9 protein-coding genes are annotated in these 17,313 nt (G+C 39.2%); 7 read left to right on the top strand and 2 right to left on the bottom strand.

The features are described from left to right. Positions 1-33 precede the first annotated feature (33 nt). Both GILLI_RS12535 and GILLI_RS12530 read right to left on the bottom strand, forming a co-directional pair. Positions 34-1,377: a sensor histidine kinase gene (locus tag GILLI_RS12535; RefSeq protein ID WP_040506629.1), complete on the bottom strand. Its 1,344-nt coding sequence runs from the start codon at positions 1,375-1,377 to the stop codon at positions 34-36. Continuing rightward, positions 1,367-2,713: a sigma-54-dependent transcriptional regulator gene (locus tag GILLI_RS12530; protein ID WP_006989484.1), complete on the bottom strand. Its 1,347-nt coding sequence runs from the start codon at positions 2,711-2,713 to the stop codon at positions 1,367-1,369. The genes GILLI_RS12535 and GILLI_RS12530 overlap by 11 nt, the downstream gene beginning before the upstream one ends. Positions 2,714-2,917: 204 nt before the next feature. Here GILLI_RS12530 and GILLI_RS12525 point away from each other — a divergent pair, with 204 nt between their 5' ends. The 7 genes from GILLI_RS12525 to GILLI_RS12495 all read left to right on the top strand — a co-directional run bounded on the left by GILLI_RS12525 (position 2,918) and on the right by GILLI_RS12495 (position 17,293). Next, positions 2,918-4,168: an efflux RND transporter periplasmic adaptor subunit gene (locus GILLI_RS12525; RefSeq protein ID WP_006989483.1), complete on the top strand. Its 1,251-nt coding sequence runs from the start codon at positions 2,918-2,920 to the stop codon at positions 4,166-4,168. 57 nt (positions 4,169-4,225) lie between these two features. Beyond that, positions 4,226-4,903: an ABC transporter ATP-binding protein gene (locus tag GILLI_RS12520; protein ID WP_006989482.1), complete on the top strand. Its 678-nt coding sequence runs from the start codon at positions 4,226-4,228 to the stop codon at positions 4,901-4,903. A gap of 32 nt (positions 4,904-4,935) precedes the next feature. Continuing rightward, entirely contained in the window at positions 4,936-7,383 is a 2,448-nt protein-coding gene (locus tag GILLI_RS12515) for an ABC transporter permease (protein WP_006989481.1), read from the top strand. Positions 7,384-7,449: 66 nt separating this feature from the next. Continuing rightward, the gene (locus tag GILLI_RS12510; protein ID WP_006989480.1) at positions 7,450-9,870 is read left to right on the top strand and encodes an ABC transporter permease; all 2,421 of its coding nucleotides are present in this window, start codon (positions 7,450-7,452) and stop codon (positions 9,868-9,870) included. Positions 9,871-9,872: 2 nt separating this feature from the next. After that, positions 9,873-12,305, top strand: coding sequence for an ABC transporter permease (locus GILLI_RS12505; protein ID WP_006989479.1), 2,433 nt, complete (start codon positions 9,873-9,875; stop codon positions 12,303-12,305). Between the two features lie 75 nt (positions 12,306-12,380). After that, entirely contained in the window at positions 12,381-14,780 is a 2,400-nt protein-coding gene (locus GILLI_RS12500; RefSeq protein ID WP_006989478.1) for an ABC transporter permease, read from the top strand. An 80-nt stretch (positions 14,781-14,860) separates the two neighbouring features. After that, entirely contained in the window at positions 14,861-17,293 is a 2,433-nt protein-coding gene (locus GILLI_RS12495; RefSeq protein WP_006989477.1) for an ABC transporter permease, read from the top strand. The last annotated feature ends 20 nt before the right edge of the window (positions 17,294-17,313 follow it).

Raw genomic sequence — 17,313 nt, 5'->3', positions numbered from 1 at the left:
AATAAAGGTACACCCCCTTTTTCAAAACCTAACCTAAAAAATCAAGTTGATGGTAGTTCCCCCGGTTTCATTCCCGGAGATCTGAATCTTTCCTCCATGCAGCGTCATGATCTGTTTTGATAAACTTAGTCCTATCCCACTCCCCTCTTTCTTTGTAGTAAAAAACGGCACGAAAATATCTCCACTTATTTCCTCAGGAATACCCGACCCATTATCTGAAACCCGTATAAAAATTTTACCATCCAGTTTTTTTTCTGCTGAAATCCGGACCTTCGCATGGGTGACTTTTTCGCAGGCTTCCACAGCATTCAATATAAGATTGATAAGTACCTGTTCCATTAGGTATGAATCAATTTCTACTTCTAAGTCTTCCTTCTGTATATGGAAACTCAACTCAGCCTTTTTCACAGTAATAAGTGGCTGCATGAGATGTTTGATATTGCTGAAAAGATCTTTTACAAATACCTGTTCCAGGTTTAAATTAGTGACTTTATTCAGGCTTCGGTAGGTTTTGGCAAATTTCAATAAACCTTCGCTCCTCTTTTCGATACTGGAAAGTCCCGCATCAAGATCTTCAACGTCAAGCTGATTTTCTCCAGGGTTCTCCTGATGCATTTGTACCTGAACTTTCAAAGTATTTGCAAGGGAAGAAATTGGGGCAATAGAATTCATTATTTCATGAGTCATTACGCTCAACAATTTTTTCCAGGCCTCAGATTCGGTTTTATTTAGGGTGTCTTCAATGTTATGCAGAACAATAAGTTTGAAGCTTTTATTTTCCATCTTAAAGATACTGTTAGAAAGCAACACCAAACTATTTTCCTTATGTACCTTAATCTCTACAGCCGTGGGTTTTAAGTAATTCGTTTCAAAGAGTAATTGGTAAACTTCCGGGTTTCTGCTAGCCACAAACCTAATATTTTTAAAGGATGGAAAATCTAATGTATCTTGAAAAGATTCGTTTGCCCAGAGTACTTTTCCACTTTCAATATTGTATGCTAAAATCCCAATATCTATTAATTCTAATATCTTCTGAAGGTAAAGATACTGAGTTTCCTTTTCAGAGTTTATCTCTCGTACCATTTCATTAACCGTATTGAAGCCGGTGTAAAGCCGCCTGATGTCTTTCGATTTATTTTCTGCCAAATACCGTCGGGAAAAATCCTTGTATTTAACCGATTCAAAAAAGTCGTCTATGACTTCAAACCTTCGGCTTAGAAATCGAAAGAATTCATAGATCAGGATTGAAACGAAAAACAGTGAAGCAACAACGGCAATAAAATAGCTTTTAAAAATGCTGAATACCAGTCCGCTTAATACTAGTACCAGCATTAAAATCCTGATCAAAATACCGCTATGGTAGCTTTTAAAGATCATATTTCTCCAATCTACGATACAAGGCTGCACGTGTGATTCCCAGTTCTTTTGCCGATTTTGATATGTTTCCCTTGTTCTTATCTATCACCTTTAAGATGGTGTTTTTCTCTACCGTTTCCAGGCGCATATCGTCAATTTCTGCTGAACCATGATTGTTTTCAAGTGCTGAAAAAGAAAGGTCTTTCTCCGTAAGTAACATAGCATCGGCCATAATTACTGTTCTTTCAATCACAAACTGCAATTCCCTCACATTTCCAGGAAAAGCATGGCTCTTAAGTTTTTTGAGAAAAGCAGGATCTAATTTAAACGGACCTTTGGAATATTTTTCAGAATAAACATCTAGAAAATGCTTCGCCAATTGGGTAACATCGGTTCCCCTATCCCGCAACGGAGGCATCATAAGATCTACGGTATTAATCCTGTAAATAAGATCTTTTCTAAATTTTGATTCGTCTGATAGTTCCGAAATATCGAGATTTGTCGCACAAATCAGGCGAATATCTATGGGGATCACTTCATTAGAACCAAGAGGCGTAATATGTCTATTTTGAAGAACCGTTAATAATCGGGCCTGCTGTCTCAGGCTGATATTTCCAATTTCATCCAGGAATAAAGTCCCGCCCTGTGCGGCTTCAAACCTTCCCTTCCGATCTTCGCGGGCATCGGTAAATGCCCCTTTTTTATACCCGAATAATTCACTTTCAAACAAACTTGATGTCAGTGCTCCTACATCTACTTTAACAAATGGCATCGTTTGCCTATTGGAATTTTCGTGAATGGCTTTGGCTATAAGGTCTTTTCCGGTGCCGTTCTCTCCCAGAATAAGGATATTAGCATCTGTAGGCGCTACTTTCTTTACTTTTGAAAACACCTGCTGAAGTTCTTCGCTCTCCCCTATTATTTTTGTTCCTGCTACACTGGGTTTTACCGATTTTGAACCTTGCTTTTTACGATTCTGAAGCATTTCCCGAAGAGATTCGATCACTTTTTGGTTCTGCCATGGTTTCACAATAAAATCTGAAGCGCCTTCTTTTAAAGACCTTATGGCAAGGTCTATATCTCCATAGGCCGTGATTAAAATAACATCGGTTTCGGGCGCTGTTTCCTTGATCTTATTCAGCCAGAATATCCCTTCATTGCCAGTGTTTACTAATCCATTGAAGTTCATATCCAAAATAATAACATCATATTTATTTCCGGATAACAGGGAACTAAGGTTTCCCGGCTTTTTTTCGACGGTAATTTCGGCAACAAAAGGTTTCAGCAATAACCGGAGTGCGGTAAGCACATCGATATCGTCATCTATAACCAGTATTTTAGCATCTTTGAGCTGCATAGACACAATATTACAATTTATTCGTGCCTCTATTGTATTTCAAAAGCAGAAATTTTGTTTGTGCTAATAGTGTATTGCAATCGAACAGCTAGTGTCCGAAATCGAACACTTTTAAACTGAATGAAATACATAACTTACTGATTTATAGATTTTTAATATTATGGCATTATCTTGATAGTAACATAGGCAGAAACAAGATTATTTATGGACATACCTCTTAAAAAGAAACGTTTTACTCCTAAGAAAATCGCGATCATCGCGGGATCTGGACTTATTCTCGCACTAATTTTATTTGTGACCTTTTCCTCTACTGGAAATTCCAAACTAAATGTAGAAAAGGAACGAATCACAATTAGTGAAGTAAAAAAAGGCAATTTTCAGGAAAACATTCCGGTAAACGGAGTGGTATTACCCATAAGTACCATTTACCTGGATGCGATGGAAGGAGGACGAGTGGAAGAAAAGTTTGTAGAAGACGGCACCATGATGAAAAAAGGAGAGCCTATTATTAGATTGTCTAATACAGACCTTGAATTAAGTCTGGTAAATCAGGAAACCCAGGTATATAATCTTCTTACACAAATGCAGATCTCACAAAATGCCGCCAGACAGAATACCATAATTAAAAGGAACAATCTTACCGATGTGGAAAACAATCTTATTGAAGGAAAGCGTAAATATGAATTAAACAAAAACCTTTACGAAAAAGGAGCTGTTGGAAGACAGGATTATATGGAATCTGAGAATAATTATAATTATCAGAAGGAAAAATATCAGTTGGCAAATGAGGTCATGGCGCAGGATTCACTTTCCAGTAAACAGGAATCTCAACAAGCTCGGGAATCTTATGAACGTACAAGAAAAGCACTGGAGCTAATGCGTAGAAAAGTAGGTGACCTTGTGGTTAAAGCGCCGGTAGATGGACAACTTACCGCCCTGGATGCAGAAATTGGACAATCCAAACAGAAAGGGGAACGCCTGGGGCAAATAGACGTGATAAGCGGTTATAAAGTTAGAGCTGAAATTGACGAACATTATATTTCGAGAATCTTTAACGGCCAACGTGGAACTTTTACCTTTAACGGAAAGGACTACGACCTGGAAATCAGAAAAGTCTATACACAGGTTTCTAACGGAAGATTTCAGGTAGATATGCATTTTGTGGACGGAGTTCCAGAAAATATACGACGCGGACAAAGCCTCCAGATCAAGCTGGCTCTTAGTCAGGAAAAAGAAGCGGTATTGGTTTCAAAAGGAGGGTTTTTTCAGCAAACCGGCGGGAATTGGATTTTCAAACTGAGTGACGATGGAGAAACGGCTTACAGAACACCAATAAGGTTGGGAAGCCAGAATACCGAATATTATGAAGTGCTGGAAGGAATTGAACCTGGCGATAAGGTCATTACTTCAAGTTATTCCAATTTTGGGGATATTGAAGAATTAGTGCTGGATTAGTTTTCCAAATTTGAATTAAAAAACACCTTTAAAATAACATCAATAAATCAGTCAAAAATGATAAAAATCAGCAACCTCGAAAAATATTACAAAACCGAAGAGGTACAAACCATCGCACTCAACAAGCTTTCTTTTGAAATAAAAGAAGGCGAATTCGCCGCCATCATGGGTCCTTCCGGATGTGGAAAATCTACATTACTGAATATTCTTGGATTACTTGATGATCCTGACGGCGGGAGTTATCTCTTTAACGGGATAGAAGTAGCAGGTTACAATGAACGGAAACGAGCGCAGCTTAGAAAGCACAATATTGGCTTTGTTTTCCAGAGCTTTAACCTCATCGATGAACTCAGTGTTTTTGAAAATGTTGAACTGCCACTGATCTACACTGGAGTAAAAACTGCCGAGCGAAAAGAAAGAGTGCACCAGGTTTTGGAGAAAATGGGAATTATGCACCGTAGGAAACACTTTCCGCAGCAATTATCGGGAGGACAGCAGCAAAGGGTAGCGGTAGCCAGGGCTGTTGTGAACAATCCGAAACTGATCCTTGCCGATGAGCCAACAGGAAACCTGGACAGCAGCAATGGAAACGAAGTAATGGATCTTTTAACCGAACTAAACGAAGCGGGAACCACTATCATCATGGTTACGCACAGCGAACACGACGCAAAATTCAGTCATCGAATCATCAGGATGCTGGACGGGCAAAAAGTAACCGAAAATGTACTAGTGTAAGGGGATCATTCATCAATCAAAAAACGAACATCATGTTTAGGAATTATTTTAAAATCGCCTGGCGGAATTTGTGGAATAATAAGCTTTTTTCGTTAATCAATGTAATAAGTCTTGCTATTGGTTTGAGCGCCTCCTTTGTAATAGGGATGATGGTGTACTACGATTTTACATTTGATAAATTCCATACGGATGGAGATCGTATTTACAGAGTTACTACTCAATTCAATGATCCTGAAGGGGACTACTTTAGTTCTGGAATTCCGTTTCCATTAGTTGATGCCGTTAAAAACGAGGTAAGCGGATTAGAGACCGCCGCTTTTTTCCACCAATTCACTTCGGTAAACGTTAAACCTACTGGGACCAAGGATCTATTCAAACAACAGGATTTTGTCGTATTTACTGATCAAGGTTATTTCGATCTTTTTGATTACTATTGGTTGGCGGGATCAGCCCAAAAGACATTATCACAACCTAACGAAGTTGTTCTGACCGAAGCCAGAGCAAAACTCTATTTCCCTAATTTATCACCATCACAAGTGATGGGAAAAACCTTGAACTACAACGACTCCATACCAGCGGTGGTTACCGGAGTAGTGGCAAATTTTGCAGAACGCAGCGATCTGGTTTTTCAAGAGTTCCTATCGCTGGATACCGCATCACAAACCAATATTCATCATCAAATATCAGGAAACAACTGGTATGGTGTTTACAATTCTTCACAGTTATGGATCAAAATTGAGAAAGGTACCTTATTGAATAACTTCCAAGCTCAATTGGATGATATTGCAGGAAAGCATCAAATGGAGGAAGATTTGAAATTTGGATCTAGCCGTGAATTTTACAGTCAGCCTTTAAATAATTTGCATTTTAATAGCGAACTAGGTATTTACGATCCAGACAAGGCTGTGGCAGATAAGGATGTGCTAACCATGTTAGGATTGGTTGCCATGTTTCTCTTGCTATTGGGATGTGCTAATTTCATCAATCTAAATACGGCACAAGCTTCTAAAAGAGCCAAAGAAATAGGTATTAGAAAAACACTGGGCAGTTCAAAAGGTCAATTGATCTTTCAATTTTTGGGAGAGACTTTTTTACTTACACTTATTGCAGGTGCCGTCTCTATAATTCTATCCATGTGGCTTATTAGAATCTTTGAAGATTTTATTGCAGATGGTATTGATATATCTCTGTTGATGAATCCGGTCATCTTGTTGTCTATAGGAACGTTACTCGTAATAGTAACCATTGCGGCAGGGTTTTATCCTGGAATTGTACTTTCCAAGTTCAATCCAGTACGTGTATTGAAAGGAAAACATACAGAAGCTGGCGGGAAAAATCAACTGCGAAAGTTCCTCACCGTATTTCAATTTACCATCGCCTTTGTTTTTATTATCTCTACATTTTTGGTAGGTAAACAGATTGGTTTCTTGATCAACAAGGATATGGGTTTCAAAACGGAATCTGTTGCTTTTATTGAAACACCTCATTACGTTTCGAGCTTAGCCGATCAGGAGTTGCTTTCCCAAAAACTTGCAAACCTTTCTCAACTTAAAAAAGTAAGTCTGGGCGGTCAATCGCCAGCTTCTTTTGATCAATCTGCTACTGCGTTCGTCTCCAATTATGACGGCATAGAAAGAGAAACGAGTGTACGCTTACTTTTTGGAGATACGGAATATCTCGATCTCTATGAAATCCCTTTATTAGCAGGTAGAAAGCCATTGAATGATACCATTAAAGAGGTGGTAATTAATACAAAAGCACTTGAAAAAATGGGATTTGATGATCCAAATGAAGCCGTGAACCAAACCGTTACCTCCGGCGGTGTTCCATATTTAATTACTGGAGTTATGGCAGACTTTAATCAGGGTTCTCTCAGAAAAGAGATTGAGCCCATGGCATTTGTTGGTGACATGTGGCGTTCTTTTTCGTCAGCTTTTCAGGTAATTCACTTCAATATTTCCACTGAAAATTACGAGGACTTAACCACTACACTCGCTGACGTGGAAAGCATGTACAAAGAGGTGTACCCTAACGAGCCAATTGATCTAAAATTTATGGATGAAACCATCCTGACATTTTATAAAAAAGAGCAAAGTATGTCCAAGTTACTCAACTGGGCTATGGGCTTATCCGTACTTATCAGCTGCCTCGGGTTATTAGGCTTGGTTATTTATACTACAGAGCGGCGTGTAAAGGAAATAGGAATACGTAAAGTGCTGGGTGCATCAATCGTCCAGATCAATACATTGCTATGCAAGGACTTTGTGATACTAATATTCATCGCATTTGTCATCGCAATACCTATTGCCTATTGGGCACTTGACAATTGGTTACAGGATTTTGCCAATAGGACAGAACTAAGCTGGTGGATTTTTGCTGGTAGCGGAATTGCTATGATTTTATTGGCATTAATTATTATGAGTATTAGAACCATAGCAACAGCAATGGCCGATCCAGTAAAAAGTTTAAGAACGGAATAAAAGGCTCCTATCCCCAAAAGGGGGAATAAAAATAAACATCAAATCAATCAAAAAACGAATAGTAGCATGTTCAGAAATTATTTTAAAATAGCATGGCGAAGTCTCTGGAAAAACAAACTCCAGACCGGCATTAACCTCTTGGGGCTAGCAGTAGGGACGGTTTGTTGTTTGAGTATCCTTACCTATGCTGTCGCACAGTTTGGTTATGATCAACAGTTTGAAGACTCCTCATCGCTTTACAGGCTAAAAACCATTATCAATGAAAACGATAATGGGAATCCATCTGCAGGTACTTCGCCGCCTATTGCATTTGCAATGAAGGAAGACTTTCCGGAAGTGGCTGAAGTGTGTCGCATAGTTTATTTTGGGGAAGGAAATGAATCTCTTTTAAGGGTTACAGATAGTGACGAATCATATTACGAGTCTCGCGGCTATTTAGCAGATTCCACTTTCTTTAATTTGTTCAATTATCCTTTTATCGAAGGAAAACCTGAGGGAGCTTTAAACACACCCAATTCTATTGTACTTTCAGAAACATTAGCAAAGAAACTATTTGGAACGAAAAAGGCGCTAAACAAAACCCTGGTTCTTGGAAGTGGCGAAGAAGAACAGACCTTAAGAATAAAAGGCGTATTCAAAGATGATTTTGGTAAAACACACCTAAATCCCAACTATATTTTGACCATGAATTCCGGCGGGACCGGAGAACGTGTAATGGAAATTCAAAACTTTGCAACACAAAATTTTGTGCTTACCTATTTAAAGCTGGCACCAGGCGCAGACGCCGGTGCGCTGGAGTCAAAACTTCCCGAATTTCTACAAAGACACGGAGCAAAGGATTTGGCTGCGGTAGGTTTCAGTAAATCGCTCTTTCTACAAAAGCTTACAGATATTCATTTGTATTCAAAAGGAATCCGAAACCAGATTGACAAAGTTTCAGATATCAACTATCTCTATATGCTCCTAATTTTGGCATTGTTCATACAATTGGTAGCGTGTATCAACTTTATAAACCTGAGTACGGCGCGTGCTAATAAACGGGCTAAGGAAATTGGAGTTCGAAAGGCTATTGGTGCCGATAGAGGAACCCTCGTACGGCAATTTTTAGGGGAATCTATACTACTATCCCTTTTTGCCTCGGTTATCAGTATTCCTTTAACAGCCCTGTCATTGCCATTTCTAAATAAATTAACGGAAGGTAACATAGGTTATTTGGCTTTGTTTGACTGGAAAATTTTAGTAGCACTTTTAACATTGGGAATCCTTACAGGTTTTATTGCAGGCCTGTATCCCGCTATAATCCTTTCGGCAATCAAACCGGTTAAAGTTTTAAAAGGATCAATAAGCCTAAATTTAGGTAGCGGAAACCTGCGAAAAGTTTTGGTGGTCTTTCAATTTATAGTTTCCATCGGATTGATTTCCAGCGTGATAATCATCACCCAACAAGTAAAACATTCCCAAAAAATGGATATGGGTTTCAACAAGGACAATCTAATTGCCGTGCGTTTGGGAACACAGGAAGTTTCAGAAAATTTTAATGCCATAAAATCGAATTTTGAAACAGTCAATGGTGTTACCGAAGTTTCTGGAAGTAACCACTATCCTTCAGAATTTATTTTGGGTGATCTGGGATTGACACTTCCTGGGGGGAATCCCGCCGATCAAACTTTGGTGCATTACGATGGGGTTAGCCCCAATTATCTTAAAACCGTCGGCACCTCTCTTTTAACAGGACGTACGCTTCGTACCAACGATAGCATTCAGGTTCTTGTAAATAAAGCCACCATCGATGCCTTCAACATTCCGCTGGATAGAGCTGTTGGGTCCAAACTTATACAAACCTACGAAGGTGAAGTTGATGAGTTTGAAATTGTAGGCGTTACAGACAATTATCACTTTGCTTCCCTAAAAAAAGAAATAGCTCCCATGTTGCTATTTAATGAAACGCAACCTGGTTGGATCATTTTAAAAGCCGAAACACAGCAGTACGAAGCCCTTTTAAATAATCTTGAAACATCCTGGAAAACCATTAATCCTAATACCCCCTTCGTGTACACATTTGTGGATAAGGAAGTAGAAAAATTATATGCTGAAGAAAAACGGCTGGGTAAAATCTCGGTTGTCTTTACTTCATTGGCAATCTTGATAAGTTGTTTGGGTTTATTTGGGCTAATCTCATTTGTTGCAGAACAGAAGAAAAAAGAAATTGGTATCCGGAAAGTGCTTGGCGCAAGTGTACAAAATGTAGTCCGTCTTTTAACCAAGGACTTTTTAAAGCTGGTGGGAATCGCCTTTTTGATTGCTTCGCCCATAGCCTGGTATGGGATGAATAAATGGCTACAGGATTTTCCTTATAGAATTTCAATAGAATGGTGGGTTTTTCTGATTGCCGGAGTTGTAGCATTAATCATAACGCTTTTAACGGTAAGTTTCCAGGCTATCAAAGCAGCCATTACAAATCCGGTAAAAAGTTTAAGGACGGAATAATCATGATAAGAAATGATATAAAAATAGCATTTAGAAGTCTAAAAAAGCAACCCTTTTTCACCTTGATCAATACATTAGGGCTTGCCATAGGAATGGCTGGCGGTTTATTAATCGCACTCTACATTTATGAGGAGCTGAATTACGACAATATGTTCGCAGATGCAGACCGTATCTATAGAGTCGATATGAATATCAAATTTGGTGGCGCAGAGATTAAAAGCGGCGAAACAGCTCCACCAATGGCTGCAACCTTAGAAAAAGATTTTGCGGAGGTGGAAAATACCGTTCGCTTTAGAAGTCTAGGTAGTAATCTATTTAGGAGCCCTGATAAAACGGAAAATATCAAAGAGCTTTCTACTACTTATGTAGATTCTACCTTTTTCAATATGTTCGGTCTTGAACTCATTCAAGGTAACAAAGAATCGGCATTGAAAGAAACCAATACGCTGGTTATGACCAGAACGGCTGCAGAAAATCATTTCGGCAGTGTGGATGTAGTTGGCAAGAGTCTTTTATTAAATAATGAAGAGATCTATATAGTAACTGGAGTGATGGAGGATCTTCCGGAAAACTCCTTTTTAAAGGATTATAGCATATTTATGGCAATGGCCGGAAATGTCGCGTCTCGGGAAAATATTTGGGGCAACAACAACTACTATACATTTGTCAAACTATCGCCAGAAACCCGCCTCGATAATTTTCAGCTACAACTGGAAGATATGGTTCAAAAGTATGTACTTCCTTGGGCTCAAAAGACATTTCCTGGTATGACAAAGGAATCTTTTGCAGCATCTGGTAATTATATAAGATATCACACCATACCGTTGACTGATATTCATCTGTATTCTGAAAATCAAAATGAAATGGGCGAGAAAGGAACGATCCAAAACGTATACATTTTATCATTCATTGGTTTCTTCCTTATTTTTCTGGCATGCGTGAATTTTATGAATCTATCCACTGCTCATTCCCTAAAAAGAAGCAAGGAAGTAGGAATACGCAAGACATTGGGATCAAATAGGCTTCAATTAATAGTGCAATTTCTTACCGAATCTGGACTTGTTGCTTTTGCCTCAATGATTCTAGCAATTATAATAGCTTTTATAGCATTACCTTTTTTCAATGATCTAGCTGGAAGGAATATTAGCATACCTTTTACAGAGCCTTCGTTCTATGTTGCTATTTTACTAATCACTTTACTTCTAGGACTTTTTTCTGGCAGTTATCCAGCCTTTATCATATCTCGATTTATTCCAGTGGATACACTCAAGGGAATCGGAATGAAGAACAGTAGCAAGTGGAATATTAGAAGCATGCTTGTCGTATTTCAATTTGGGGTTGCTGTGTTTTTGATTGTTGGAACACTTGTGGTTTTTCAACAATTGGAATTTATACAAAGTAAGGATCTTGGTTTTGATAAGGAACAGGTTCTAGTGATTAATGACACGTATGCCGCCGGACAACAACTTAATGCTTTTAAACAGGATATTCTCAATTTGAGCGCCGTCAAGAGCGCTACAGTGAGCAGCTTCATGCCTACTCCATCCTCACGCTCCAATAGCTCTTATTTTAAGGAAGGTGCCACGGATCAGCAATATGCCATCCAAATGCAAACATGGGATGTCGATGATGATTATATAAATACGCTAGGCCTAGAGTTAATTGCCGGCCGCGATTTCAACAGTCAATCTGTAGCAGATTCTACTGCCGTTATTATCAATGAATCGACATTAGCAACGCTAGGTCTAAGTGCAGAGGATGCTCTTGGAATAAGAATTACCGAAGAAGTTGAACGTGAAAATCCTGAATATTATCATGTGATAGGTGTTATCAAAGATTTTAATTATGAATCCTTGCGAGAGAATATTGGTGCGCTGGGACTATTCTTGAACAGATCTACAGGATCTATGGCTATCAAGTTGAAAACACATGATTTAGCAAGCGCCATTGCTAGCATTGAAAGTGTTTGGATAAAAAGAGCTCCTGGCCAGCCTTTCAATTATCGCTTTATGGATGACGCATTTGATACCTCCTACAAAGAGGAGCGTCGTTTAGGCAGCATCTTTATTGTATTTACAAGCTTATCCATTTTTATCGCTTGCCTAGGTCTTTTTGGTCTGGCAGCATTCAATGCTCAGAATAGAACCAAGGAAATAGGTGTGCGCAAAGTATTGGGTGCCAGTGTGAGCCAGATCACCATTGGGTTGACAACAGACTTTCTAAAACTTGTAATTATCGCTACTCTAATTGCGTTGCCATTTGGCTGGTATTTTATGAATATCTGGTTGGAAGATTTTTCATATCGCATACAAATAGGGTGGGAAATAATGAGCTTTTCAGCATTCTTAGTCATTGCCATCGCTATAATAACGGTAAGCTTTCAGGCTATCAAAGCCGCAATTGCAAACCCTGTAAAAAGTTTAAGAACAGAATAAAAGTGCTTAAAAAGCCCCCTAACCCCCAAAGGGGGAACAAAGTATAAAAAGCAAATAAATTTAAAAGCGAATAGTATGTTTAGGAATTATTTCAAAATCGCCTGGCGGAACCTTTTAAAACATAAAGGCTATTCGGCAATCAATATTTTTGGTCTTGCACTTGGTCTTGCGGTAACTATCATTATTGGATTATGGATTGTAGATGAATTCAGCTATAATAACCATTTTGAAAATAAAGATCAGATTGCACAGGTAATGCAAAACCAGACAATTAATGGTACTGTAGAAGCTAATGAAGGTATTCCTCTAGCATTGGAATTTCAACTTCGCGAGAATTTTGGCGATGCATTTGATTATATCGTAATGTCATCAAGAATTGATGAACGTTACCTCAGCTTAAAAGATAAAGTAATTTCCAGCAGTGGGCGTTTTATGCAAATTGATGCCCCAGACTTATTAGAGCTTGATATGGTTGAAGGAACAAGAAAAGGGCTAAAGGAAACTAATTCTATACTTCTATCTGAAACTATGGCGCAAACACTTTTTGGGAGTGAGAGTCCGATGGGAAAATCTGTCGTTTCAAACAATGAACACACTATGGTTGTAACCGGTATCTACAAGGATATCTCCACCAATAATAGCTTTAGTGATATGCATTTTATAATGCCTTTTAAACATTGGATGTCTACGCGATGGGGTTGGCTTGAAAATCAAGATTCTAATTGGAGTTATAATCCGTTTTTCCTTTATCTAAAGTTATCAAAAAACGCAGATTTGGTCGCTGTAAATGCTCGAATTGAGAACGTAAAGAAAGATAACCGTCCGGGAGGGGATACATTTAATTCTCGATTGTTTGTCTTCCCAATGACAGAGTGGTATTTACATTCAAATTTTGAAAATGGCGAACAGGTTGGCGGGCGTATTGAAAATGTATGGTTGTTCGGCATAATCGGATTGTTTGTATTAATTCTTGCCAGTATTAATTTTATGAATCTCAGTACGGCAAGATCAGAAAAACGTGCGCTTGAAGTGGGTATTAGGAAATCTATCGGCTCAACACGAAGGCAACTAATATATCAATTTTTGAGCGAATCATTTTTGGTTGTATTATTCGCATTTATCATCGGCATTGGGCTTGTGGTATTATCACTTCCTTCATTCAATATAATAGCCGGCAAGGAAGTTATCTTTCCTTGGTCAAATGCTATGTTTTGGATGGTATCATTAGTCTTTATCGGTTTCACAGCATTGGTTTCAGGTAGTTATCCCGCTTTATACTTATCGTCTTTCAAACCTATTAAAGTGTTGAAAGGTACTTTTAAGATGGGCAAGTTTGCTGCAGTTCCTAGAAAAGTACTTGTGGTAGCTCAGTTTACGGTTTCCATCGCGCTTATTATTGGAACCCTGATCGTAAAGGATCAAATTGATTATGGTAAAAATAGACCTGTGGGTATTAACAGTTCTCAATTGATTCAACTACCTACCTCTAGTCAGGATTTTTCAGGTAAATATGAAGTAATGCGTAACGAATTTTTAAGTTCTGGCGCCGTAACTAAAATGGGTTGGGGCACCAGTCCGGCAACGAGTATTTGGAATTATTCGTCTGGATTTGAGTGGGATGGTAAGCCTACTAATTTTGATGAGAGTTTTGCGCTAATGGCTGTTTCTTACGATTATATTGATGCTGTAGGAATGAAAATAGTGGAAGGCCGATCCTTTTCTCGTGAGTTTGCCACAGATTCAAATGCTGTTGTGTTAAATAAGACTGCTGTTGAATATATGGGTATTCAGGATCCTATAGGAAAATACATTCGCGGAACTGCGGCAGGTCCTGACGATGTCCCGATGCAGATTGTGGGCGTGGTAGCAGATGTGATAAATGAATCGGCCTATGAACCTGTTTCGCCACAGATGTATCAATTTGGCCAAGGTACTGGTGGTTTCTATTATTTGAGACTAAATCCTGAACAAAGCACAAGTGAAAGTCTTGCGTCCATTGAAAAAGTATTTAAGATTAATTTTCCCAACCTACCTTTTAGATATGATTTTGTAGATGAAGTGTATGCGAAGACCTTTGCCGCCGAAGAACGTGTTGCAAGTCTTGCGAACATATTTACGATCTTGGCCATCGTCATAAGCTGTCTTGGTTTATTTGGCTTGGCCTCTTTCGTGGCAGAGCAACGCACCAAAGAAATTGGTGTACGTAAAGTGCTTGGCGCAACCGTAACAAATTTGTGGATGTTGCTTTCAAAAGATTTCATTGTCTTGGTAATGATTGCTCTTCTTATTGCAACGCCTCTCGCTTATTATTTTATGAGCGGCTGGATTGAGAAATTCCCGTATAGAACAGATATTTCAGCAGAAGTTTTCTTGATTGCGGGGTTGGGCGTATTGCTGCTAACTGTAGTTACAGTTAGCTTTCAGGCAATCAAAGCCGCAATTGCAAACCCTGTAAAAAGTTTAAGAACTGAATAAACCCCCTCGCCCCCGAAGGGGAGATAAAAAAATAAGCAGCGAATAAAAATGATAACAGCTAACAAATAACCTTTTTAAAAATGATTCGTAACCACTTTAAGATTGCCATCCGTTATTTGTTCAAAAACAAATTGTACTCTATTCTCAATATCCTTGGGTTGGCTTCGGGGATTGCGGCATTCATAATAATTACGCTTTATGTGGGTTACGAGCGCAGTTACGATAAGTTTGACGGTTCAAATCAGGTTTACAGGATTTATATGGACTATGACGAAGGTGGAAATTTTGTTCCCGGTGACGCACAGACCTACAACCTCACCGGCCCCACGTTTAAAAAGGAATTTCCCGAAATTACCGAGCAAGTACGCCTTTATCGATTGGAAAAAGTTACGTTCGTCAAAGGCGACAAGGTAATCCAACAGCCTAATGGCTCCCTGGCAGATGTGAGCTACTTCAGGATTTTCGACAATCCGCTTGTAGCGGGTAATCTAAGCGATTTTGAAAAGCCCAATACGCTTATTCTTACACAAACCCTGGCCAAAAAGATCTTCGGAAATAAGCAGGCAGTTGGCAAAAGTTTGTCGGTTTTTGATGAAAGTGGAACAACCATGGAAGTCGTAGGTGTTATTAATGACATTCCGGAGAACACACATTATAAAACGAATTTTTTAATATCCTATCCAACCATAAATACATGGGAACGGATGGGAAACAATGGCAAACCCAATTGGAGCCAGAATAACTTTTTCACTTATGTAAAAGTGAGTCCGAACACCAATATAAAAGATCTTCGTAAAAAGGTCATGGCCAGCGATTTTGAAAAAGATCCAGATGAAAGGCATAACATCGAGGCGATTTCAGATATCCATTTACATTCGGACAAGCCCTATGAAGCCGAAGCGAACGGAAGCATAAGCCGGGTTCGGTTTCTTTCGGCAATTGCCTTTATCATACTTGTTCTTTCGTGGTTAAATTACGTAAATCTTGCTACGGCAAAATCGATGGAACGGTCTAAAGAAGTTGGCATACGCAAAGTTGCTGGTGCGCAGCGATTGCAATTGATATTCCAGTCTTTGGGAGAATCCCTGTTGCTCAATCTATTCGCCATGTTGTTGGCAATTGGACTCGTTTATTTATTGCTTCCGTTATTTAATCGCTTTGTGGGTAAAGAACTCGTTTTGGGTCTATCAAATTTAGGCATCATATTGCCTTATCTTGGGTTTATTCTCCTGGGAACCTTGCTTTCGGGTCTTTATCCCGCAATGGTCATCAGCGGTTTTTCACCCATTCGCGCTTTAAAGGGAAAAGTAATCGCATCTCGTGGGGGAGTCAATATCCGAAAAGCATTGATTGGCGTCCAGTTTTTCGCTACCGTAGTCTTGATTATTGGCACCCTGGTTGTATCGCAACAGATCCAGTTTTTACGTGAACAACCGCTTGGTGTTGATCTTGGCCAAATAGTAGCACTTAAGGGCGAACTTTTGGCAAATGAAAGCGATTCCATTATGCGCAGAAAATCAATGGTTTTGCAATCTGAGTTATCCCAATTGCCCTTTGTTAAAGGCGTTACACAGGCAAAAACGTATCCTGGTGATGGGTACGACAATCTTTCCTCTTCTGTTGGTATTACCTATCCTGATGGCACAAACAACGAACGCCAGCTGTTTTATTTATATGGTGCACAGCCCAATTATTTTGAGGTCTTAGACATAAAATTTTTGGCTGGAAAAACCTATTTGCGGAAAAATCCCGGCGTTCAAAATTTCGATATAGTTATCAACGAAACATTCGCACGAGAAATAGGGTTTACCGATATGTCTAAGATCATCGGTCAAAACGTAAAATTTTGGGATGAGACCTGGACGATCACCGGAATTTTTGAAGACTACCATCATTTTGGCCTAAAAAATAAAATCGAACCAATGTTTATCGGGGATATTAGTTGGGCCTTTGGCGGCGACCTGGACAATATCCTGGTAAAAATGGACGCTAAAGGGCTCTCTTTGGCTTCGATGGGAAAAAATATAGAGCAAATTCAGCAAAAATGGGAGGATATCTTTCCTCAGAGCACCTTGAATTATACATTTCTCGATACAAAGTTTGAAGCGCAATATCTGGAAGACACTAAGTTTGGTGCGGCATTTCAACTTTTTACAGGTTTGGCCATATTTATTGCCGGGCTGGGACTTTTCGGACTTACATCATATACCATTTTACAACGTAAAAAGGAAATTGGTATCAGGAAGGTTAGTGGAGCGTCGGTACTGCAGATTCTCACGTTGCTCAACAAGGATTTTCTCAAGTTGGTGGGAATCTCTTTTCTTTTAGCGGTGCCGCTTGCTTGGTACGTTATGGATAGATGGTTGCGGGAATTTGCATATCAAACCACATTGGGTTGGTGGACCTTTGTGCTTGCTGGAACGGCTGCTTTTGCGGTGGCAATCATTTCAGTAAGTTTCCAGGCTATCAAAGCAGCTGTTGCCAACCCGGTAAAAAGTTTAAGGACGGAGTGAAAGCCCCATCGCCCCCGAAG

The sequence above is a fragment of the Gillisia limnaea DSM 15749 genome, assembly GCF_000243235.1.
GTDB lineage: Bacteria > Bacteroidota > Bacteroidia > Flavobacteriales > Flavobacteriaceae > Gillisia > Gillisia limnaea.
Note: the sequence above shows the minus strand (reverse complement) of the source record. Positions and strands in the feature narration are given on the sequence as shown.

Bases quoted from the DNA above. Each gene is read 5' to 3' on its own strand.
- GILLI_RS12535 (WP_040506629.1), bottom strand. From the start codon at position 1,377: ATGATCTTTAAAAGCTACCATAGCGGTATTTTGATCAGGATTTTAATG.
- GILLI_RS12530 (WP_006989484.1), bottom strand. From the start codon at position 2,713: ATGCAGCTCAAAGATGCTAAAATACTGGTTATAGATGACGATATCGAT.
- GILLI_RS12525 (WP_006989483.1), top strand. From the start codon at position 2,918: ATGGACATACCTCTTAAAAAGAAACGTTTTACTCCTAAGAAAATCGCG.
- GILLI_RS12520 (WP_006989482.1), top strand. From the start codon at position 4,226: ATGATAAAAATCAGCAACCTCGAAAAATATTACAAAACCGAAGAGGTA.
- GILLI_RS12515 (WP_006989481.1), top strand. From the start codon at position 4,936: ATGTTTAGGAATTATTTTAAAATCGCCTGGCGGAATTTGTGGAATAAT.
- GILLI_RS12510 (WP_006989480.1), top strand. From the start codon at position 7,450: ATGTTCAGAAATTATTTTAAAATAGCATGGCGAAGTCTCTGGAAAAAC.
- GILLI_RS12505 (WP_006989479.1), top strand. From the start codon at position 9,873: ATGATAAGAAATGATATAAAAATAGCATTTAGAAGTCTAAAAAAGCAA.
- GILLI_RS12500 (WP_006989478.1), top strand. From the start codon at position 12,381: ATGTTTAGGAATTATTTCAAAATCGCCTGGCGGAACCTTTTAAAACAT.
- GILLI_RS12495 (WP_006989477.1), top strand. From the start codon at position 14,861: ATGATTCGTAACCACTTTAAGATTGCCATCCGTTATTTGTTCAAAAAC.